This is a genomic window from Krasilnikoviella flava, assembly GCF_900167525.1.
Taxonomy (GTDB): Bacteria; Actinomycetota; Actinomycetes; order Actinomycetales; family Cellulomonadaceae; genus Isoptericola; species Isoptericola flavus.
Genome location: NZ_FUZQ01000005.1, coordinates 1 through 20,718, shown reverse-complemented (window position 1 = coordinate 20,718; position 20,718 = coordinate 1). Strand labels below are relative to the sequence as shown.

Here is a 20,718-nt window from a genome sequence, read left to right as displayed (position 1 = left end):
GCCCGGGTGACCACCTCCCCGGGCGGGAAGGAATCCCCGGAGTACAGCACCCTAGACATCAACGCGGGCGTCCGGGGGTTCATTTCACGGAGCGGTCGCGAGGTTCACACGACCGAGACCTCCCGGTGACCTGCCGCGACCCCGCAGGGCCGTCCGCGCGCCGCGCCGTCGGGCCCCGGCGTCTCAGCCCTGCGCGTCCTCGGGCGCGACGCCGAGGTCGCGGCGCACGCGGCGGATCTTCTTGTCCGACACGGCGCGCTCGCCCAGCTCCTCCTCCGACCAGTCGGCGTCGGGTGCCGGGTAGGAGCCCTTGGCGGGGCGGCGGGTGCGCTCGGGCGGGGTGACGCCGTCCGCGAGGCGCCGCGCGGTGATCAGGAAGCCGGTGTGGCCGATCATGCGGTGCTGCGGGCGCACCGCGAGGCCCTCCAGGTGCCAGCCGCGCACCATCGACTCCCACGCCTGGGGCTCGGCGAACCGGCCGTCGGCGCGCAGGTCCTCGGCGGTGCGCGACAGCTGGGTGGCGGTCGCGACGTAGCAGACGAGGACGCCGCCGGGCGCCAGCGCGCGGGCCACCGGGTCGACGTTCTCCCAGGGCGCGAGCATGTCGAGCACGACACGGTCCACCGTGCCGGGCTCGGCGACCGTGGGGAGCACGTCCGCGAGGTCGCCGACGGACAGGCGCCACGCCGGGTGCTCGCCGCCGAAGAACGACTCGACGTTGCCGCGCGCGATGGCGGCGAAGTCCTCGCGGCGCTCGATGGAGTGCAGGTCGCCCGCGTCGCCGACGGCGCGCAGCAGGGACATCGTCAGCGCGCCCGAGCCGACGCCCGCCTCGACGACGCGCGCGCCCGGGAAGATGTCGGCCATCTGCACGATCTGGCCGGCGTCCTTCGGGTAGACGACGGCTGCGCCACGCGGCATCGACAGCACGTAGTCGCTCAGCAGCGGCCGCAGCGCCAGGTACTCGATCCCGGCGGTGTTGGTCACCACCCACCCCTCGGGGCGGTCGATGAGGTCCTCGTGGCGGAAGTAGCCCTTGTGCGTGTGGAAGGTGCCACCGGGCTTGAGCGTGATGGTGTGCAGACGGCCCTTGGGGTCGGTGAGCTGCACGCGGTCGCCCTCGCGCAGCGGGCCGCGGCGCAGGTCCGCACCGGTGGCGCCGCCGGTCGGCGCGGGGGCCGGGTCGGCGGTCGGGCGGTTCTCGGGCACGGGGGCGTCGGCGGAGGTCACGACCGGCGAGTCTACCGGCCGTGCGTCGACGCCGGCCGACCCGTCGAGACGTCCTGCCTACTGACGCAGTGCGGCGGCGACGCGTGCGACGTCGAGCACCCCGGTGAGCCGGCCGGCGTCCACGACCGGGACCACGCGCGCCCCTGAGGATCCCCGGGCGAGGCGGTCGAGCAGCTCGTCACCCTCGAGGTCCGGGGTCACGGCGGACCCGGGCGGGAACGGGACGACGACGGCCTCCACCGGGGTCGTGCCTGCCTGGTCGGCGGGCACGCTCGCGACCGCCCCGGGGTCCACCCAGCCCACGGGCTCGCCGGACGGCCCGACGACGGCCACGACCGCCCCGGCGTGCCGCGCGGCCGCGTCGGACACGCCCGCGACCGACGTGGACACGGGGACGACGACGGCCGGCACGGCCAGACCGCGCGCCGTCAGGCCCGCGACCCGGGCCCGCGCCCGGGCGCCCTTGATCGCGTCGCCCGCACCCGACCACAGGAACGCGCCGATGAGCGCCGCCCACATCGCCGTCACGAGCGACGGCGACCGGCCCTCGAGCAGGGGCCACAGCAGGGCCCACGCAAGGACGCCGACCGCCACCGCACGGCCCACCCACCCGGCGGCCAGCGTGCCCCGGGCGCGCGAGCCGGTGGCGCCCCACACGATCGACTCCAGGACCTGACCGCCGTCCAGCGGAAGGCCGGGCAGCAGGTTGAAGATCCCGACGAACGCGTTCGAGAACGCGCCCGCGAACAGCAGCATGGAGGGCACGGTCGCGGCCGGCTGCAGCTGGTAGGCGACCCAGAACGCGGCCGCCAGGGCGAGGTTGGTCAACGGCCCGACAACGGCGACCAGCGCGCCGTCGAGCGGGCGGGCCCCCGACCCCGTGTAGGCGGTGTGGCCGCCCCAGAGCGTCACGGCGAGCTCGGTGACGCGGTGCCCCCGGGCGCGGGCGACGAGCGCGTGCGCCACCTCGTGCAGGAAGACGGACGCGAACAGCAGCAGGACGAAGGCGAATGCGACGAGGACGACGCTCGCCCCGGGCAGGAGCGGCGCGAACGCCCGGACCGTCGGGGTGAACAACGCGGTGAGCACGACGGCGCCGAGGAACCACGAGGGGGTGACGAGGACCGGTGCGCCCGCGATGCGGCCGACCACCCATCCCCGGGAGCGAGAGGTCACGCGGTCAGGCTATCCGGCGCCGCCGCGCTGAGGGTCGTCCCGGGCCTGTCCGAGCCCGCCCGTAGGGTGGCGCGCATGACGACGACCACCGCGCCCGACGCGTCTCCGGCGGCGCTGCGGGCCCCGGCGCTGTCGCCGTCGCGGGCGAGCGACTTCATGCGCTGCCCGCTGCTGTTCCGGTTCCGCGTCGTGGACCGCCTGCCCGAGCCGCCGGCGTCGGCCGCCGCGCGGGGCACGCTGGTGCACGCCGTGCTCGAGCGGCTCTACGACGCACCGCGCGGCGAACGGTCCCGCGAGGCCGCCGAGGCGCTGCTGCCCGTCGAGTGGGACCGGCTCGTCGAGGCGGAGCCACGGTATGCCACGCTGTTCGACGAGGGCGGCGACGCCGCGGGCACCACCCCGGCCGCGTGGCTCGGGCGCGCCCGTCGGCTCGTCGGCACGTACTTCACGCTGGAGGACCCCAACCGTCTGGAGCCCGCGGCGCGGGAGCTGCGCGTCGAGACGCCGCTCGACGACGGCCCGGTGCTGCGCGGGATCGTCGACCGCCTCGACGTCGCGCCCGACGGCGCGCTGCGGGTGGTCGACTACAAGACCGGCCGCGCGCCCGGGCCCGGGTTCGAGGCGTCGGCCCTGTTCCAGATGCGGTTCTACGGCCTGGTGCTGTGGCGCGAGCGGGGCGAGCTGCCGCGCATGCTGCAGCTGCTGTACCTGGGCGACGGGCAGGTGCTGCGCGCCGAGCCGGGCGAGCGTGAGCTCGAGGCCACGGAGACCAAGGTGCGGGCGCTGTGGTCGGCGATCCAGGACGCGGCCCGGACGGGCGACTGGCGCCCGCGGCGCAGCCGCCTGTGCGGGTGGTGCGCCCACCAGGCGCTGTGCCCCGAGTTCGGCGGCACGCCGCCCGTGATCCCGCCGGGCGCGCTGCGCGAGCGGCTGGGGGTCGACGAGCGCGCGCCCGGCCCGTCCACCGCCGAGCCCGCGGACGGGCCGGCCGTCGGAGCCGTCAGAGCGTGAGGTCCACGACCTCGCCGGCGCCGATGCGGGCGATGGTCGCCACGTCGACCTTCTCCAGGGACGCCGCCCGGCTGAGGCCGTCCAGGTACGGCACGGGGACGACCGCCTCGACGCCGAGCGTCGCGATCCCGGCGGCCCGCGCCGAGGCGATGCCGGTGGGCGAGTCCTCGATGGCCACGCAGGCGCCGACGTCGACCCCGAGGCGTTCGGCGGCCGTCAGGTAGGGCTCCGGGTCCGGCTTGCCGCGGGACACCTGGTCGCCCGTGACCATCGTGACGAACGCGCCCGCGGGGCCGCGCGAGACGACCTCCTCGGCGAGCGCCGCGTAGCTCATCGTGACGAGCGCGCACGGTACGCCCGCGTCCGCGAGACCGGTGAGCAGCTCGAGCGCGCCGGGCTGCCACGGCACCTCCCGGCGCACCTGCTCGACGACCCGCCCGAGCAGGCGGTCCACGATCGCGTCGAGCGGCAGGGCCACCCCGCCCTGGTCGCGCAGGATCGCGGCGGAGACCGTCAGCGCGTTCCCGACGAGCTGGAGAGCCTGCTCGTGGCTCCACGTGCCGCCGTGCTCCGCGACGAGCTCCTGCTCGGCCTGGATCCAGTACGGCTCGGTGTCCACGAGGGTGCCGTCCATGTCCCACAGGACGGCCGCAGGCAGGGTCGGCGTGGTGGTCTGCAGGGCGGGGGCGAGGGTCTCGGGCACCCGTCCATGGTACGGACCGGCCGCCGGGAGCCGGTGCGCGGGACCCCGTGAGATGGGGCACGCGGCCTCCCGCCGCACGGGCCCGCGCTGTATACGCTGGACGAATGACGACCGAGCCGGAGACCACCGGGCGCCACGCCGCGCGGCAGACCGTGATGATCGCCGCGTTCGAGGGGTGGAACGACGCCGGCAGCGCCGCCACCGCAGCCCTCACCCACCTCGCCCACGTGTGGGACGCCCGCCAGGTGCGCGAGCTCGACCCCGAGGATTACCACGACTTCCAGGTGAACCGGCCCGTGATGGAGACCTCCCCGGACGGGGAGCGCACCATCACGTGGCCCACGACCACGGTGTCCGTCGCCGAGCTGCCGGACCGCACGGTGGTGCTGGTGCACGGCATCGAGCCGTCGTTCCGCTGGCGCTCCTACTCCGCCGAGCTCTTGGACCTGGCCGCCGAGCTCGACGTCCGCACCGTCGTGACCCTGGGCGCGCTGCTGGCCGACGTACCGCACACCCGCCCCATCCCCATGACGGCGACGACGGAGAGCTCGGGGCTGCAGGCCGTGCTCGACGTCGAGCCCAGCACGTACGAGGGCCCCACCGGCATCGTCGGCGTGCTGCAGCACGAGGCCGCCCGGCGCGGGTTCCAGGCCGTGTCCCTGTGGGCGGCCGTGCCGCACTACGTGGCCAACCCGCCCTCGCCCAAGGCCACGCTCGCGATCCTCACCCGCGTGGAGGAGCTGATCGCCGCACCGGTCCCCCTCGGCGACCTGCCGGAGGATGCCGAGGCGTGGCAGCACGGCGTCGACGAGCTCGCGTCGGACGACGCCGAGATCGCCGAGTACGTGCAGCAGCTCGAGGAGGCCAAGGACACTGCGGACCTGCCCGAGGCGTCGGGCGAGGCGATCGCGCGGGAGTTCGAGCGCTACCTGCGCCGGCGCGACGTCGGCGGCGACAAGGGCGGCGACAAGGGCGGCGACAAGGGCGGCGACAAGGGCGACCGCGGCTAGGCACTGCCGACGTCGCCGCCGTCCTCACACGGCGAGCACGGTACCGGCGAGCGCCTCCAGCTGCCCCCAGACCCGCGCGGCGAGGTCCCCGCCAGGGGCGGCCGTGCGGGGCAGCGGGGCGATGCGCACGGGCCGGCCACGCAGCGCGCCGGTGGGGGCGTAGTACTCGCCGCCGCGCGCCTCCGGGTCGCTCAGCGCGCGGACCCCCGACCAGGCGGCGGTGTCCTTGCCCTGCGCCCACGGCGCGGAGGGGTTGCGCTGGTACGGCGTCGTCGCGTCGCGCACGCCGGCACGCTCCGGCGTCTTCGCGTCGACCCCGACCCCGGGCCTGCTGACGATCGACGCGACGGGAAGCGCCTGGGCGCGCAGCCGCCGGTCGAGCTCGAACGCGAAGACCTCCGTGACGGTCTTGGCCTTGACGTACGCGGCGATGGCTGTCCGCGGGACGGCCGCCACGTCGTCGACCCGGGCCCTGGCGCGCGCGACGAATCCCGTCGAGGCGTGCACCACGCGCGGGACGGTGCCGTGCTCGCGGCCGGCGGTGGCGAGGGCGGGCAGGACGCTCGCGACCAGGGCGAAGGCGGCGACGGTATGGGTGCCGAGCATCATCGGCAGGCCGTCGTCCGTGAGATCGCTGCGGCCCATCGCCATGCTGCCGCCGTTGAGGAACATCCCGTCGATCCGAGGCAGCCGGGCGAGCTCGCCGGCGGCGCGACGCACCGACGCCAGGGACGCGAGGTCGAGGCCGACGACGCTCGCCTCGGCCCCCGGCACCGTGTCGCGCAGCGTCCGCAGGACGCGCTCCCCCTTCGGGGCGGAGCGGGCGGTGAGGACGACGCGGGCGCCGGCAGCGGCAAGCTGTTCGGCCGCGAAGTAGCCGATGCCGGCCGTCGCGCCGGTGATGACGAACGTCCGGCCGGTCAGGGCGGGCAGGCGACCGGGGTCCCAGGGCATGGTGCTCCTTCGATCGGATAACCTATCCACTTGACGGTATCACTCAACCGGATAGGTCATCCTCTTACTCCCCTAAGGTGGACGCGTGACAGCCAGACGCTCGGACGCCGCCCGCAGCCGCGAACGCATTCTCGAGGTCGCCCGTGGCCGCGACGCCGGCGAGCTGCGGCTCAACGAGGTCGCCCGCGACGCCGGCGTCGGCGTGGCCACCGTGTACCGGCACTTCCCGACGGTCCACGCCCTGGTCGAGGCGCTCTCGATGGAGCGCCTGGAGCTGCTCCGGGACCTCGCACGACGCGTCTCCGCCCAGCAGCCGGCGATCGACGGGCTCGATATGTTCGTGCAGGGAGGGCTGGCCCTTCAGCTCGAGGACGGGGGGCTCCAGCAGGTCCTGCTCGCGTCGCACGACGACTCCGACCGCGCCCGCGACCTGAAGCGGGAGATCCGGGCGTCCTTCACGGACCTGTTCGAGCGTGCTGCGTCCGACGGCGCCCTGCGGCCCGGGCTCACCACCGAGCATGTCCAGCACCTCGTGTGCGGGGTCGAGCACGCCGTGCGAATCGGGCAGCCCGAGGACCGCGGACCCCTCCTGGCCGTCGCTCTCGCCGGGATCCGCGCGCCACGCTGACGGCTGCCGACGGCTGCTGACGGCTACAGGCGGACGCCGAGCAGCGCGTTCACCGCGCGGGCCAGCACCCCCGGCGCACCCTCGTGGTCGGCGTCCGTGTCCCGGCCGGGCTCGAGCGCACGGTCGGCCCAGGCGTCCACGGCGGCCAGAGCCGCCGGGCCGTCGAGGTCGTCCGCGAGCGCGGCGCGCAGCGCGGCCAGGGTCGATGTCGCGTCCGGGCCCCCGTTGCCGGAGAGGGCGGTGCGCCAGCGCTCGAGGCGGGCGATGCCGGCCTCGAGGTCGGCATCGGTCCACTCCCACTCGGTGCGATAGTGGTGGGCGAGGAGCGCGACGCGGATCGCCATCGGGTCCACCCCGGCGCGGCGCAGCGCGGAGACGAACACGAGGTTGCCGCGCGACTTGCTCATCTTCTCGCCCTGGTAGGCGACCAGGCCGGCGTGGACGTGCACGCCGGCCCCGCCGCCGCCCAGCAGGCGGTCGTGGGACGTGGACATCTCATGGTGCGGGAACAACAGGTCCGCTCCCCCGCCCTGCAGGTCGAACGGCAGGCCGAGCCCGTCGCGGGCGATGACGGCGCACTCGATGTGCCAGCCCGGACGGCCGGTGCCGAGCGTCGCGCCGTCCCACGCCGGCTCGCCGGGTCGCTCGCGCCGCCACAGCAGCGGGTCCAGCGGGTTCTTCTTGCCCTCGCGCTGCGGGTCGCCGCCGCGCTCGGCGAACAGCTCGGTCATCGCCACCGGGTCGAGGCGGGCGACCTGGCCGAAGTCGGGGTCGGCAGACAGATCGGCGTACACGTCGCCGAGACACGGGTCGTCCCCGCCGGCGCCGGGTTCGACCGGCACCCGGTAGGCGGCGCCGTCCTCGAGCAGCCGCTCGACGGCGGCGACCACGGCGGGCACGGACTCGACGGCCCCCGTCCAGGTGGCGGGGGGCACCATGCCGAGCGCCGTCATGTCCTCGCGGAAGAGCGCGACCTGGTCGGCCGCCAGGTCCCGCCAGTCGACGCCGGTGGCGTCGGCGCGCTCCAGCAGGGGGTCGTCGACGTCGGTGACGTTCGAGACGAACGTCACGTCCATGCCGGCGTCCAGCCACGCCCGGTGCAGCAGGTCGAACGCCAGATAGGTGTTCGCGTGCCCCAGGTGGGTCGCGTCGTACGGCGTGATGCCGCAGACGTAGTAGCGGGCGGTGTCCCCCGGGGCCGGGTCCACGAGCCGTCCGGTGGTGCTGTCGTACACCCGGACGGGCGTGCGACGACCGTCGGCCGGTGCGGGGAGCTCAGGGATCTGCGGGGCGGGCCAGGAACGCACGCGCCCAGGCTACCGGCCGTCTCACCCGGTCAGGTCACCCGTTCAGGACGGCGTCCGGGTCTCCCGGGTCCCGCGACCCGGTCAGACGACGATCCCGCCGTTCGCCGTGAGCACGCCGGTCAGCAGCAGGACCACGACCACGGCTGCCAGGCCGAGGCGGTACCAGACGAACGGCATGAACGAGTGCGTGGTGATGAGCTTGAGGAACCCGATGATGACGACGTACCCGACGACGAACGCGACGAGCGTCGCGACAAGGGTGGCCCCGGCCCCGGGCGACCCGGGCGCCGGGTCCTCGCCGACCGACTTGGCGAGCTGGTAGAAACCCGACATCAGGACCGCGGGGATCGCGAGCAGGAACGAGTAGTCCGCGGCGGCCTTGCGGGTGAAGCCCATGAACAGCCCGGCGGTGATCGTGCCGCCCGAGCGCGACACGCCCGGGACGAGCGCGAGCGCCTGCGCGAACCCGAACCCGATCGCCCGCTTCGGGTTGAGCTCGTCGAGCCGGCGCGAACGGCGGCCGATCTTGTCCGCCCAGCCGAGCAGGAGGCCGAAGACGACCAGCGTCGTCACGGTGATCCAGAGGTTGCGCAGGTACGTCTCGATCTGGTCCTGGAAAAGCAGCCCGAGCACGCCGATCGGGATCGAGCCGAGCGCGATGTACCAGGCCATGCGCGCCTGGTCGTCGTGGGCGCCCATCCGGGAGCGCCAGTCGCTGCCGTGCGTGCCCACGAGGGACTTCCACCAGGCGACGCAGATGTCCCGGATCGTGCGGCGGTAGTAGAGCAGCACGGCCGCCTCGGTGCCGATCTGGGTGATCGCGGTGAACGCGGCCCCGGGGTCCGTCCCGCCGAGCAGCTCCCCGACGATGCGCAGGTGCGCGCTCGAGGAGATCGGCAGGAACTCGGTCAGGCCCTGGACCAGGCCGAGCAGGATCGCTTCCCAGGCATTCACGGGCGGTCACACTACCCGGACCAGCAGGGTTTCCCGGTAGCCTGGCCCGCCATGGAGCGTCGTCAGGTGGGCCGTACGGGCCTGCGCGTGTCCGAGCTCGGCCTGGGGACGATGACCTGGGGACGGGACACCGACGACCTGGACGCGGCGGAGCAGCTGCGCGACTTCGTCGACGCCGGCGGCACCCTCGTCGACACGGCCGCGACATACGGCGACGGCGACGCCGAACGCGTCATCGGCTCCCTGCTGGAGGGCAAGGTCGCGCGCGACGACGTCGTGCTGTGCACCAAGGGCGGCGTCCGCGCCGGACGGTCCGGTGCCCGCGTCGACGCGTCGCGGGCGGGTCTGCTCGCCGACCTGGACGCCTCCCTGGCGCGGCTCGGCACCGACCACGTGGACCTGTTCCTCGTCGCGTGCCCCGACCCGGCGACGCCGCTCGCCGAGACGGTGTCGGCGCTACGCCTCGCGGTGACGTCCGGGCGGGCCCGCTACGTCGGCCTGTCGAACCATCCCGGCTGGGCGTCGGCGCGGGCCGCGACGCTCCTGGAGGCGGACGGGACCGGGCTGAGCGCCCTCGAGCTGGAGTACTCCCTGTTGCAGCGGGGCGCGGAGCGCGACGTCGCGCCCGCCGCGGACGCCCTCGGGCTCGGGATGCTGGCCTGGTCCCCGCTCGGACGCGGCGTGCTCACCGGCAAGTACCGCCGCGCCATCCCGGCGGACTCCCGCGCGGCGTCGGCGCACCTGGCGGCCTTCGTCGATCCCTACCTGGATGCCACCGCGTCGTCCGTGGTCGAGGCGGTGGCCACCGCCGCCGACGGCCTCGGTCGCGCGCCGCTCGAGGTGGCGCTCGCCTGGCTGCTCGCCCGCGACGGCGTCGCGAGCGCGATCGTCGGGGCGCGCACGCCGGCCCAGCTGCGCGCGTCGCTCGCGGCCGTCGACCTGGACCTGCCGGGCGAGGTGCACGCCGCGCTCGACGACGTCTCGGCCCCGGAGATCGGCTACCCCGAGCGCTGGTAGGCCTGCCCCGGGGGCTCGGCGTCCGCCGACCGCTCGATGGCCGGACCGTGACCCTCGAGATCGGTGTCCAGCTCCGCGTCGAGGTCGTCCTCGTCGTCCCCCTCGTCGCCGTCGTCCTCGTCGTCCTCGTCGTCGCCGTCGTCGAGGAAGAACGGCGTGACCTCGGAGTAGACCTGGGCGAGCGCGTCCTCGTAGACCTCGAACGCGTCGGCCAGGACCTCGTAGGCGTCGTCGACCGCGGGGTCGTCGTCGCCCCGACGGGTCGACACCGCGTGGTAGTGCGCCTCCAGCGCGGCGACGAAGCGGTCCAGCGCGGCACGCGGGTCTGCGGTCATGCTCTGACGGTAGCGCCCCGAGGGGCACAATGGGCAGACGAAAACCGCCCGCCAGCACTTCGGGAGGACAGCGGATGGCTTCGATCTCGTCGACGACTCAGGCAGGGGCGCGCTCCGGCGCCCCGTCCGCCTGGCGCAAGCACGGACAGTACGAGTACCGCGTGCTGACGATCGACCGGGACACCAGCGTCCCGGACGCACGCAAGATGCTCACCGACGAGGCCGAGTACGGCCGGTGGGAGCTCGCCCGCAGCCGCCTGTACCTGGGCGGCGAGCGTCGGGTGTGGCTGCGCCGCAAGATCATCAAGGTCAACCCCACGTTCTGATCCGGCCGGGCACGGTCGGAACGAGCACGCAGAGAGCACGCATGGTCGACGCCTTCCGCAAGTCCCGGCCGGACGCGCCGCCCGGGTTCTTCGCCACCGAGGCCGCCGGGCTGCGCTGGCTCGCCGTGCCCGGGGGCCCGCGGGTCGCCCGGGTGCTGGACGTCGGCGCGGGGCACCTCGACCTGGAGCGCGTCCCCACGGCCCGCCCCACACCCGACGCCGCACGCGACCTCGGCCGCCGGCTCGCCGTCCTGCACGGCGCGGGCGCGGACGGGTTCGGCGTCCTTCCGCCGGGGGCGGCCGCCGGCTGGTTCGGCCCGCTCGACGACCCCCTGCCGCTGGTCGCGGGGACGTGGGGCGACTGGCCGGCGTTCTACGCCCACGCCCGGCTCCTGCCCGTCGTCTCACAGGGCCGCGAGCGGGGCGTGCTCACCGGGCGGGACGCCGCCGCCGTCGACCGCGTGTGCGGCCGCCTCGGTGCCCTCGCCGGCCCCGCGGCCCGCGAGGCGCCCGCCCGCGTGCACGGCGACCTGTGGTCCGGGAACGTGCTGTGGGGGCCCGGCCCGGCGGGTTCCGCCGAGGCGGTGCTCATCGACCCCGCGGCCCACGGCGGCCACCGGGAGGCCGACCTCGCCATGCTCGCCCTCTTCGGGGCCCCGCACCTGGACGAGATCGTCGCGGGCTACGACGCCGCGCGGCCGCTGGCCCACGGCTGGCGCGAGCGGGTCGCGCTGCACCAGCTCTACCCGCTCGCGGTGCACGCCGTGCTGTTCGGCGGCGGCTACGTCGAGCAGACCCGCCGACTGCTCGCCCGGCTGGGCGGCTGACGCCGGCGCGTCCGCCGACGCCGTTCAGCAGTCGTTCAGCAGGCGGTCAAGCACCCGGGTGCCGAAGCGCAACGACTCGGTCGGCACCCGCTCGTCCACCCCGTGGAACATGCCGGAGAAGTCGAGGTCGGCGGGCAGGCGCAGCGGCGCGAACCCGTAGCCGGTGATGCCGAGCCGCGAGAGCGACTTGTTGTCGGTGCCGCCCGACAGCGTGTACGGCAGCACCGCGGCTCCCGGGTCCTCCGCGAGGAGGGAGGCGACCATCGAGTCGACGAGGTCGCCGGAGAACGGCACCTCGAGCGCGGTGTCCTGGTGGATCGGCTCGATCCGCACGGCCGGGCCGGCCAGCTCGCGCAGCGTCGCCATCCCCTCCTCCTCGTGCCCGGGCAGGAGGCGCACGTCCACGGTGGCCTCGGCGCGCCCCGGGATGACGTTCGCCTTGTAGCCCGCGTCGAGCTGGGTCGGGTTGGACGTGTGCCGCACCGTGGCGCCCACGAACTTCGCCGCCGGCCCCAGCGCCGCGACGAGCGCGTCCACCGCGGCCGGGTCCTCGCCGTCGAAGGGCAGGCCGGTGAGGTCGGACACCCCGCGCAGCAGCCTCTCCACCGTCGGGGTGAGCGTGTACGGCCAGGGGTGCCGCCCGATCCGCGCGACCGCCGCGGCGAGCTCGGTGACGGCGTTCTCCGCGTTCACCTGGGAGCCGTGGCCAGCGCGCCCGTCGGCGACGAGGCGCAGCCACGCCAGTCCCTTCTCCGCGGTCTGCAGCAGGTACGCGCGACGCCCGCCGACCTCGACCGAGAAGCCGCCCACCTCGCTGATCGCCTCGGTGGCGCCCTCGAACAGCTCCGGCCGGTGGCGCACCGCCCACTGCGCGCCGCGCACGCCGCCCGCCTCCTCGTCCGCGAAGAACGCGACGACGACGTCCCGCGCCGGACGCCGCCCCTCGCGGACCATCTGCCGGACGACGGACAGGATCATCGCGTCCATGTCCTTCATGTCGACGGCGCCGCGACCCCACAGGAGCCCGTCGATCTCCTCGCCGCCGAACGGGTCGACCGACCAGTCGGCGGCCGCGGCCGGCACCACGTCCGTGTGCCCGTGCAGCACCAGCGCTGGACGCGTCGGGTCCGTGCCCTCGAGCCGGGTCACGACCGACGTGCGTCCGGGCTCCGACTCGAACAGCTCTACCTCGAGACCCACGTCGGTGAGCAGCCCGGCGACGAGCTCCGCCGCGCGCCGCTCCCCCGGGCCCTCGCCGTTGCCGTAGTTGGACGTGTCGATCCGCAGCAGGTCGCGGCAGATGCCCACGACCTCCTGCTCGGCGGTCGGCGTCGTGGGCGGCGTGCTGGGGCGCGGGGCGATCGGCTGTGACGTCACCGGGACACCGTACCGGCGCCTCCGCGCGTGGCACCGTGCCCCGGCGGCACCGTCCGCAGGGTGGACGACGCCCGGTCCGCGGCTACCGCCGCCGCTCGGAGAACGCCCCGTCGGCGGCCAGCACCAGCTCGGTGTCGAGGCCCAGCCGGTCGAGGAACGCCCGGTCGTGACTCACCACGAGCAGCGCCCCGCGGTACGCCGACAGCGCCTGCACCAGCTGGTCGGTGCTGGCGAGGTCGAGGTTGTTGGTCGGCTCGTCGAGCACGAGGAGCTGGGCGGGCGGGTCGCCGAGCAGCAGCCGCGCCAGGGTGACGCGGAACCGCTCGCCGCCGGACAGCGTCGCGACCGGGCGGCCGACCTGGTCGCCGCGGACCAGGAAGCGCGCCAGCCGGTGGCGCAGCTCGCCCGGCGCGACGTGCGGCGCGCCGGCCTGCACGGCCTCGAGCACCGTCTGGTCGTCGTCGAGCACGTCGAGGCGCTGCGGCAGGTACCCGACCCGGTCGGTGAGCGCCTCGGCACGTGCACCGGTGCCGACGCCGTCCGGGAGCCCCGGGACCGGTCCGTCGGGCGCCGCCCCGACGAGCCGCTCCAGGAGCGTCGTCTTGCCGACGCCGTTGGGGCCGGTCAGGGCCACGCGCTCCGGCCCGGCGAGGACGACCTCCCGCCCGTCGGTGCCGCGCAGCACGGCGAGGCGGCGGCCCGCGGGCACGCCCGGGTCGGGCAGGTCGACGACGATGCGGTCGTCGTCGCGCACCGAGTGCCCGGCCTCCTCGACCGCCGCACGCGCCGCCGCCTCCTTGTCGGCCGCGGCCCCGCGCCGCGTGCCCTGCGCCTTCTGGGCGGAGTTGCGCCGGTCGTTGACCACGGCCTTCACGTACCGGCTGTTGGCGGCGTCCTTGCGCCCCTGCCGCTCGGAGTGCGCGATGCGCTCCTCCGCCTCGATGCGCTGCCGCTTCTCGCGGCGCAGGGTCTGCTCGGCGTCGCGCAGGGCGGCGCGGGCCGCCTCCTGCTGCGTGGCCAGGTACTCCTCGTACTGCGTGTAGGTACCGCCGAAGGTCGTGAGGCCGCCCGTACGCAGCTCGGCCGTGTCGTCCACGAGCTCGAGCAGCTCCCTGTCGTGGGAGACCACCACGAGCGCCCCGCGCCAGGTGCGCACGATCTCGTGCAGGCGCTCGCGGGAGTCGCCGTCGAGGTTGTTGGTGGGCTCGTCGAGCAGCGCGACGTCGGCGCCGCGCAGCCGCACGCCGGTGACGGCGACCAGCATGGCCTCGCCCCCGGAGAGGGTGCCGACGCGCCGGTCGAGGACGCCGTCCGAGGCGGGCAGGCCGGCGGTCGCGAGCTCGGCGAGGGCGCGCTCCTCGACGTCCCAGCCGTCGCCGACGACGTCGAACAGCGGAGCGAGCTGCTCGGGCGGCACGTCACCCCCCGTGATCGCGCGCACGGCGTCGACGACATCGCGCACGCCCAGCAGGTCGGCGACGGTGGCACCGGTGTCGAGGGTGAGGCGCTGCGGCAGGTAGTCCGCGACGCCGGACACGCTGATCGACCCGGACGTCGGGCGCAGCCGGCCGGCGACGAGCCGCAGCAGGGTGGACTTGCCCGCGCCGTTGAGGCCGACCAGGCCGGTGCGGCCGCGGGAGAACGCGCCGGAGACGTCGGAGATCGGGGTGGCCCCGTCGGGCCAGGAGAAGGTGATGTCGTGCAGGACGACGGAGGGGTGGGTGACAGGCACTGAGGACTCCAGCGGGGTGGGGTACGGCGGACGGCGGGTGCGTCGACGCCGCTCCCCCGGGCCGGTTCGTGCCGGCGGGGAGCCTCGGGGTCGACGCGGTCAGGCGGTCGTCCGGATACCCGTCATCGCTGTGGTGCGCCTCTCGTCCTGGGGCCGTCCCCTCTCACGCGCGGCGGAGGCCGCGGGGACGGCGACGACGATGTCACGTCCCCGCGGGGCTCGGCAACCCGAATCCCGGAGGAGTCAGGCGGCGGGGGCCTCGGCGGGCCACGGCTCGCTGGGATCGCGCGGGTCGCCGGGCACGTAGGACGCGACCCACGAGTCCTGCAGCACGCCCCGCTGCGCCCCGAACCGGCGCAGCAGCCCCTCGTACCGGAAGCCGAGCTTCCACGCGACGCGGCGCGACGCCCAGTTGCCGACGTTCGCACGCCAGCGCACGACGCCGAGGCCCAACCCCTCCGGGTCGACAGCCCAGTCGACGACGAGGCGCGAGGCCTCCGTCGTCAGGCCCCGACCGCGTGCGTCCGGGGCGCACCAGAAGCCCAGCTCGCCGGCCGGCTGCACGCCCGGCGCGCCCTCCCGCGACATACCGACCATGGCCAGCACCGGGCCGTCGACGTCCCCGGGGGCGCGCACCGCCCAGGTGAAGTCCTTCTCCTGCGCCCAGCCGCCCGCGACGAACGTCTCGACGAAGCCCACCGCGTCGTCGCGCGTGTACGGCGACGGCACCGTGGTCCAGCGCGCGACGGCGGGATCGGCGCAGACCTCGGCGATGCGGTCGACGTCGGCAGCGGTCGGGACGGACAGGCGGACGCGGTCGGTGGCGAGGACGAACGGCTCCATCGGGGCATCGTGGCACGTGGCCGCGCCGGGCCTCACGCTATTTGTCCGGCGTCTCCTCGGATGCGTCGGAGGGCGTGCGACCGCCCGGCGCGGGATCGGCGGGGGGCACGTCGACCACCGGGGCGACGGCGAGCGGACCGTCTCGGAGCCCGGACGGCTCGTCGTCGAGCTCGGGGTGCGGCCGGTCGCCCCGCAGCGTGGAGAAGACCGTCCACGCGACCGCCATGAGCGGGACGGCGATGATCGCACCGAGGATGCCGGCCAGGACGGTGCCGGCCGTGACGCCTAGGCCGATGACCAGCGGGTGCAGGGCGACCTGCTTCCCCATGATGAGCGGCTGGAGCACGTGCCCCTCGAGCTGCCCGATGAGCGCGATGCCGATCGTGACGATGAGCGCCGTGACGATCCCGTTGGCCGCGAGCGCCACGACCGCCGCGATGATCATCGCCAGCGGCGCGCCGATCAGCGGGATGAACGCACCGATGAAGACCAGCACCGCCAGGGGCGCCGCGAGGGGCACGCCGAGGATGGTCAGCAGCACGAACGCCAGGACGCCGTCGACGAAGGCGATGATCACCGTGCCGCGCGCGTAGCCCGAGAAGCTGTACCAGCCGGCGCCGGCCGCCGCCTGCCACCGGGTGCGGTGCTGCGACGGGATCTGGTCCAGGAACCAGCGCCACATCTTGCCGCCCGACGCGACGAAGAAGACCGTGCAGAAGATCGAGAGGGCGAAGATGGCGAAGCCCTCGAACACCGAGCCGGCGCTCTGCGCGGCCTGGCTGACGAGCGAGTCGGCGTTGTCGGTCAGCCACTGCCGGCCCTGGTTGATCCACTCGTTGATCTGGTCGACGGTGACCGACAGCCCGAACGGCCCGCTCTCGAGGTACTGGAGGATCTGCTGCACGCCGGTGTCGAACTGGCCGGCCAGCTGCTCCCACTGCCCGGCCACCGACGCGACGACGTAGGTGAGCAGGCCGCCCAGCACCAGGAACGCGCTGAGGATCGCGAGCGCGGTGGCCAGCGGGCGCGGCATGACCTTGGCGTAGAAGTCGGCGACGGGGTTGAGCACCGACGCGAACACCAGACCGAGGAAGACGGCGACGAAGACGAGCTGCACCTGCACAGTTGCCCAGAACACGAGCGCCACCGCCGCGGTGAGGGCGATGAGCCGCCACGACCACCCGGCCGACGTCCGCAGCCACGCCGGGACGTTCTCGTTCGCCCGCTTCGCCACCCGTGCACCCCTCTCGCGATCGTCCGCCCAGTCTGCCGCACCGCACCCGCCCGGCGAGGGAGGACGGGGCCGCCGGTCGACGGGGTGAATTCCGCACTCCCGGTGACCGGCGCGATGCGGGGCGGCCACCACCGCCCGAGGATGAGTGCACCTCGACCGGCGACAGGAGGAGCCCACCATGGACGGGACGTCCACGCAGCCCCGCGACCCGAGCGGGTCGTCGCCGTCCGCGACGGTGCCGTCGACGCCTGTGCCCGCCTACGACGCGGACACCCTGGTCGCCGTGCTCGCTCTCCTGCCGGGCGTCGACGACGTCGAGCTCAAGCTCACCGTGCCGGCGGCGGACCACCGGCGCGTGCTCGCCCGGCTGGGCATCGACGCGCTCGACGCGACCATCCGGCAGGTCGCCTTCCTCGACACGCCCGCGCTCGACCTGTCCGCCGCCGGACTCGTCGTGCGCGCCCGGCGCACCCAGCGCAAGGACGGCGACCTCACGGTGAAGGTGCGCCCGATGCTCCCGGCGGACGTCCCGGCACGCGTCCGGCGCGCGGACGGCTTCAAGGTCGAGGTGGACGCCTCGCCCGCCGGGTTCACCTGCTCGTGCTCGTCGACCCGCCGCGTGCCGGACCGCGACGTCCGGGCGCTGCTGGACGACGTCGGCCGGCTGCCCGACCTCCTCGACCGGTCGCAGCGAGCCCTGCTCGAGCCGCGGCTCCCGGCGGGCGTCGCGCTCGCGGACCTGCACGCGCTGGGCCCGACGACCCTGCTCAAGGCCCGGTTCGCGCCCGCCGGGCTGCCCCGGCGCATGACCGCCGAGCTGTGGTTCCTCCCCGACGGCGACCGCATCCTCGAGCTGTCGACCAAGGCCGCGCCCGGCGCTGCGTTCCAGGCTGCGGCGGAGACCAAGGCGTTCCTGGCGAGCCGGGGCGTCGACCTCGGTGCGCCGCAGGAGACGAAGACGCGGACGGCGATGGCCGCGCTCGTCGCTCGTTCCGCCGAGCCGCGTTGACACCTCAGGACACGACGAAGGCCCCCCGTTGTGGACCGGGGGGCCTTCGTCGTCGCTGTCTCAACGAGTGTCCGGAGGGGGACCTATCCGAAATCCTCACGCCTGATTCACGTCCCACATGCCGCCTGACCTGCGAAGACGCTGGCAGAGCGATCGCTCCGTTCGCGTCCATCGCGGGGGTCGTGGGGGTTCTTCCACCTTCGAGAGTAAACACGATGACAACCCCGGGAGCGGGTCTCCGGCCGAGGCTGTGAAAGGCCTGAGACAGCGAGACGCCCCCGCGTTGTGGAGGTCGCGGGGGCGTCTCGATCCGCTGTCTCATTCGGATCCCGCCGGCGCTCTCGCACCGGAAGTCTTCATCGATCCTACCTGGCCCAGCATCCGTCCCGCGCCCCGCGGGGTTGCAGCCGAGGACCTCCAACGCGGGGATCTCAACCCGACCGCCTAGCGGCCCTGCACTAGGCGATCGAGGTCAAGTCCCCGGTAGTGGTGTAGCGCTCGGTGATCCTGGTGAGTTCAGGCGCTGAGTTCGAGGACGGGGTCGGTGTTCACCTCCGTTCCCGGCTGCGTGACGGTGGTGAGGCGGCAGCGGTTCAGGACCTCGAGGCCGAGGTAGCGGCGGCCTTCGGCCCATTCGTCGGTCTGCTCGGCCAGTACGGCACCGACGAGTCGGACGATCGCGTCGCGGTTGGGGAAGATGCCGACCGAGTCGGTGCGGCGGCGGATCTCCTTGTTCAGGCGTTCGGAGGGGTTGTTGGACCAGATCTGGGTCCACACGTCCTTCGGGAACCCGGTGAACGCGAGGATGTCCGCTCGTGCGGTGTCGAGGTGTTCGCCAACGGCGGGCAGCTTGCCCGCGACGTAGTCCAACAGCCGGTCGAACTGCGCGTCCACGGCGGCGGCCTCGGGTTGGTCGTAGACGCTGTGCAGCATCGCCTTCACGGCGGGCCACAGGCTCTTCGGGGTGATGCTCATGAGGTTCGCCGCGTAGTGGGTGCGGCAGCGTTGCCAGGTCGCCCCGGGCAGGTTCGCGGCGATGGCCTCCACCAGGCCGGCGTGGGCATCGCTCGTGACGAGACGGACTCCCGCGAGGCCGCGGGCGACGAGGTCGGCGAAGAACTCGTTCCACGCGGTCTTCGTCTCGGCGGTCGCGACCCGCATGCCCAGCACCTCGCGGTGCCCGGGATCGACGCTCGCAAGGCATTGACCGACACCCAGATCCGCACAATCGCCGACTCGCGCACCAGGGCCTCCGACGACGCGCCGACAGCGACGATCCGCAGTGAAGCCAGGCGCCTGGCTAGATCCGTTCTGGCAGCCACCGAGGACCTCATCACCAACCGCCGCGCGTTGGCAGCTCACTCAGGTGAGCTGATGCCTGGGCTGCTGGAGATCCCCGGAGTAGGGCCGGTCACCGCTGCGATCATCCTGAGCGCGTGGTCACACCGCGGCAGGGTGCGCTCCGAGGCCGCGTTCGCTGCTCTCGCCGGAGCAGCGCCCCTGCCTGCGTCCTCAGGCAAGACGGTCCGCCATCGACTGTCCCGCGCTGGCGATCGGCAACTGAACCGCGCCCTGGACGTCATCGCCCGAGCCCGCATCCTCACCGACCCGACCACCCGCGAGTACGTCGAACGCCGAACCACCGAAGGACGCACCCCACGCGAGATCCGCCGCATCCTCTGAATCGCCCTGGGTCTGATGGAGGCTCTGGTTATTTGATCTCGGCCAGGGCCCTCGACCCCTGCTGGGTAGCGTAGAGGGCGCTCTCGAACTCGGCGGGCGGGACGTCACCGAGGTAGCCGTGCAGGCGCTCGGTGTTGTGCCAGTGGACCCACCCCAGGGTCGCGAGCTCGACGTCCTCGACGCTCTTCCACGGTCCGGGTCGGGCGGGTCCGCGGATGAGTTCGGCCTTGTAGTAGCCATTGACGGTCTCGGCTAACGCGTTGTCATACGAGTCGCCCACCGTCCCGATCGACGGAACCGCGCCGATCTCGGCCAGTCGTTCGCCGTAGCGCAGGCTCGTGAACTGAGATCCGGCGTCGCTGTGACACCTCAGTCCCTCGAGGTGGGTGCCGCGAGACCACCGGGCCATCTCGATCGCGTCCAGGACCATCGTGGTGCGCATGTGCGCCGCGACCCGCCATCCGACGATCATGCGCGAGTAGGCGTCGATGATGAAGCACACGTAGGCCACGCCGGCCCAGGTCGGCACGTAGGTCAAGTCGGTGACCCACAGCTCGTTCGGCGCCATGGCGTTAAAGTCCCGACCGACCAGGTCCGGATGCCGCGGCACGCCCTCGGCCGCCTTGGTGGTGCGGACCCGCTTGGTCCGCCGGGCACCTTCGATGCCCTCGGCGCGCATCAACCGGGCAACCTGGTCCCGACCGATCTCCAGCCCGGCCCGGCGGGCGGCCTTCCACAGCTTCCGTGCGCCGTAGACCCGGTAGTTGTCATCCCACAGCGCCCGCAGCCGCGGGCGCAGCTCGGCGTCACGCAACGCCCGCGCCGAGGCAGGGCGCTTCTTCGCGGCGTAGTACGTGCTCACAGCCACCTGCACCCCTGCCGCGCGCAGCACGGTGCAGATGGACTCGACTGTGAGCCGCGCCCCGTCGACGACATCGCCACGGTTGGCGTCGATGAACGCCACTACCTCTTGTGCTGGCGGTCGAGCTCCGCCCCGAAGAAACTCGCAGCCCGCTTCAAGATCTCGTTCGCGCGCCGCAGCTCCCGGTTCTCCTGCTCCAGCTCCTTGATCCGCCGGGCCTCGCTCGCGGGCACCCCGGGCGCGTAGCCGTCGTCGATCTCGGCCTGCTTGACCCACTGGCGCACCGACTCCACGCCGTAGCCCAGCTGCGAGGCGACCCGCTGCACCGTGCCGTGCTCGGTCCCCAGCTCCGCCCGCAGGGTGCGCACCATCCGCACCGCCGCGGCCTTCTCCTCATCCGAGTACCGCCGCGTCTGCGGCTTCCCGGGCGTCTGCTCCTTCGGCATGGCTCCATCCTCGTTTCCAAGGTCAGGAGCCTCCAAGAAACCCAGGGCGATTCA

At 74.1% G+C, this 20,718-nt stretch carries 20 protein-coding genes and 1 pseudogene; 8 read left to right on the top strand and 13 right to left on the bottom strand.

The window, feature by feature from the left end; genetic code table 11:
* Positions 1–183 precede the first annotated feature (183 nt).
* Together B5Y66_RS13635 and B5Y66_RS13630 are read right to left on the bottom strand one after the other, a co-directional pair.
* Entirely contained in the window at positions 184–1,230 is a 1,047-nt protein-coding gene (locus B5Y66_RS13635) for a tRNA (adenine-N1)-methyltransferase (RefSeq protein ID WP_079575066.1), read from the bottom strand.
* Between the two features lie 57 nt (positions 1,231–1,287).
* Positions 1,288–2,406, bottom strand: a complete 1,119-nt coding sequence (locus B5Y66_RS13630) for a site-2 protease family protein (RefSeq protein ID WP_079575065.1) — start codon at positions 2,404–2,406, stop codon at positions 1,288–1,290.
* Positions 2,407–2,481: 75 nt separating this feature from the next.
* On the opposite strand from B5Y66_RS13630, the gene B5Y66_RS13625 reads away from it, so the two are divergent.
* Complete coding sequence (locus tag B5Y66_RS13625; RefSeq protein WP_079575479.1) at positions 2,482–3,417, top strand: RecB family exonuclease; 936 nt, start codon at positions 2,482–2,484, stop codon at positions 3,415–3,417.
* Here the strand turns inward: B5Y66_RS13625 and B5Y66_RS13620 are convergent.
* The gene (locus tag B5Y66_RS13620; RefSeq protein ID WP_281252007.1) at positions 3,407–4,120 is read right to left on the bottom strand and encodes an HAD family hydrolase; all 714 of its coding nucleotides are present in this window, start codon (positions 4,118–4,120) and stop codon (positions 3,407–3,409) included. The two genes, B5Y66_RS13625 and B5Y66_RS13620, sit on opposite strands and share 11 nt — an antisense overlap.
* 104 nt (positions 4,121–4,224) lie before the next feature.
* Between B5Y66_RS13620 and B5Y66_RS13615 the strand changes: the two genes are divergently transcribed.
* The gene (locus B5Y66_RS13615; protein WP_079575064.1) at positions 4,225–5,130 is read left to right on the top strand and encodes a PAC2 family protein; all 906 of its coding nucleotides are present in this window, start codon (positions 4,225–4,227) and stop codon (positions 5,128–5,130) included.
* 24 nt (positions 5,131–5,154) lie between these two features.
* Here the strand turns inward: B5Y66_RS13615 and B5Y66_RS13610 are convergent, their stop codons facing one another.
* A complete protein-coding gene (locus B5Y66_RS13610) occupies positions 5,155–6,084 on the bottom strand; it encodes an SDR family NAD(P)-dependent oxidoreductase (protein ID WP_079575063.1) in 930 nt (309 codons plus the stop codon).
* 85 nt (positions 6,085–6,169) lie between these two features.
* Here B5Y66_RS13610 and B5Y66_RS13605 point away from each other — a divergent pair, with 85 nt between their 5' ends.
* Positions 6,170–6,712: a TetR/AcrR family transcriptional regulator gene (locus B5Y66_RS13605; RefSeq protein ID WP_079575062.1), complete on the top strand. Its 543-nt coding sequence runs from the start codon at positions 6,170–6,172 to the stop codon at positions 6,710–6,712.
* 23 nt (positions 6,713–6,735) lie between these two features.
* On the opposite strand, the gene mshC is transcribed toward B5Y66_RS13605, so the two are convergent.
* Positions 6,736–8,019: a cysteine--1-D-myo-inosityl 2-amino-2-deoxy-alpha-D-glucopyranoside ligase gene (gene mshC / locus B5Y66_RS13600; protein WP_079575061.1), complete on the bottom strand. Its 1,284-nt coding sequence runs from the start codon at positions 8,017–8,019 to the stop codon at positions 6,736–6,738.
* A gap of 81 nt (positions 8,020–8,100) precedes the next feature.
* Positions 8,101–8,973, bottom strand: coding sequence for an undecaprenyl-diphosphate phosphatase (locus tag B5Y66_RS13595; RefSeq protein ID WP_079575060.1), 873 nt, complete (start codon positions 8,971–8,973; stop codon positions 8,101–8,103).
* Between the two features lie 51 nt (positions 8,974–9,024).
* Here B5Y66_RS13595 and B5Y66_RS13590 point away from each other — a divergent pair, with 51 nt between their 5' ends.
* On the top strand, positions 9,025–9,990 hold the full coding sequence (locus B5Y66_RS13590; RefSeq protein WP_079575059.1) for an aldo/keto reductase: 966 nt from the start codon (positions 9,025–9,027) through the stop codon (positions 9,988–9,990).
* Here the strand turns inward: B5Y66_RS13590 and B5Y66_RS13585 are convergent.
* Entirely contained in the window at positions 9,972–10,325 is a 354-nt protein-coding gene (locus B5Y66_RS13585; RefSeq protein ID WP_079575058.1) for a primosomal protein, read from the bottom strand. The genes B5Y66_RS13590 and B5Y66_RS13585 overlap by 19 nt on opposite strands.
* 74 nt (positions 10,326–10,399) lie before the next feature.
* On the opposite strand from B5Y66_RS13585, the gene B5Y66_RS13580 reads away from it, so the two are divergent.
* Both B5Y66_RS13580 and B5Y66_RS13575 read left to right on the top strand, forming a co-directional pair.
* Entirely contained in the window at positions 10,400–10,651 is a 252-nt protein-coding gene (locus B5Y66_RS13580; protein WP_079575057.1) for a DUF5703 family protein, read from the top strand.
* Positions 10,652–10,692: 41 nt separating this feature from the next.
* Positions 10,693–11,478: a fructosamine kinase family protein gene (locus B5Y66_RS13575; RefSeq protein ID WP_079575056.1), complete on the top strand. Its 786-nt coding sequence runs from the start codon at positions 10,693–10,695 to the stop codon at positions 11,476–11,478.
* Between the two features lie 24 nt (positions 11,479–11,502).
* Here the strand turns inward: B5Y66_RS13575 and B5Y66_RS13570 are convergent, their stop codons facing one another.
* The 4 genes from B5Y66_RS13570 to B5Y66_RS13555 form a co-directional block, all read right to left on the bottom strand.
* Positions 11,503–12,855, bottom strand: coding sequence for a M20/M25/M40 family metallo-hydrolase (locus B5Y66_RS13570; protein ID WP_079575055.1), 1,353 nt, complete (start codon positions 12,853–12,855; stop codon positions 11,503–11,505).
* 82 nt (positions 12,856–12,937) lie between these two features.
* Entirely contained in the window at positions 12,938–14,587 is a 1,650-nt protein-coding gene (locus B5Y66_RS13565; protein ID WP_079575054.1) for an ABC-F family ATP-binding cassette domain-containing protein, read from the bottom strand.
* Between the two features lie 243 nt (positions 14,588–14,830).
* Positions 14,831–15,430: a GNAT family N-acetyltransferase gene (locus B5Y66_RS13560; protein WP_079575053.1), complete on the bottom strand. Its 600-nt coding sequence runs from the start codon at positions 15,428–15,430 to the stop codon at positions 14,831–14,833.
* 37 nt (positions 15,431–15,467) lie between these two features.
* Positions 15,468–16,664 carry an AI-2E family transporter gene (locus B5Y66_RS13555; protein WP_245807112.1) on the bottom strand — a complete coding sequence of 399 codons (1,197 nt, stop codon included), beginning with the start codon at positions 16,662–16,664 and terminating at the stop codon, positions 15,468–15,470.
* Positions 16,665–16,842: 178 nt separating this feature from the next.
* On the opposite strand from B5Y66_RS13555, the gene B5Y66_RS13550 reads away from it, so the two are divergent.
* Positions 16,843–17,673: a CYTH domain-containing protein gene (locus B5Y66_RS13550; RefSeq protein ID WP_139820891.1), complete on the top strand. Its 831-nt coding sequence runs from the start codon at positions 16,843–16,845 to the stop codon at positions 17,671–17,673.
* Between the two features lie 516 nt (positions 17,674–18,189).
* Here B5Y66_RS13550 and B5Y66_RS13545 read toward each other — a convergent pair.
* Positions 18,190–18,855 (bottom strand): annotated as a pseudogene (locus tag B5Y66_RS13545) (IS256 family transposase); the annotation flags it as partial.
* Between the two features lie 3 nt (positions 18,856–18,858).
* Here B5Y66_RS13545 and B5Y66_RS22985 point away from each other — a divergent pair.
* The gene (locus B5Y66_RS22985; RefSeq protein ID WP_245807165.1) at positions 18,859–19,356 is read left to right on the top strand and encodes an IS110 family transposase; all 498 of its coding nucleotides are present in this window, start codon (positions 18,859–18,861) and stop codon (positions 19,354–19,356) included.
* Between the two features lie 28 nt (positions 19,357–19,384).
* Here B5Y66_RS22985 and B5Y66_RS13535 read toward each other — a convergent pair.
* A protein-coding gene (locus B5Y66_RS13535) for an IS3 family transposase (RefSeq protein ID WP_139820890.1) occupies positions 19,385–20,664 on the bottom strand; the annotation gives its coding sequence in 2 pieces (ribosomal slippage) (positions 19,385–20,361 and positions 20,361–20,664; 1,281 coding nt in all).
* Positions 20,665–20,718 lie beyond the last annotated feature (54 nt).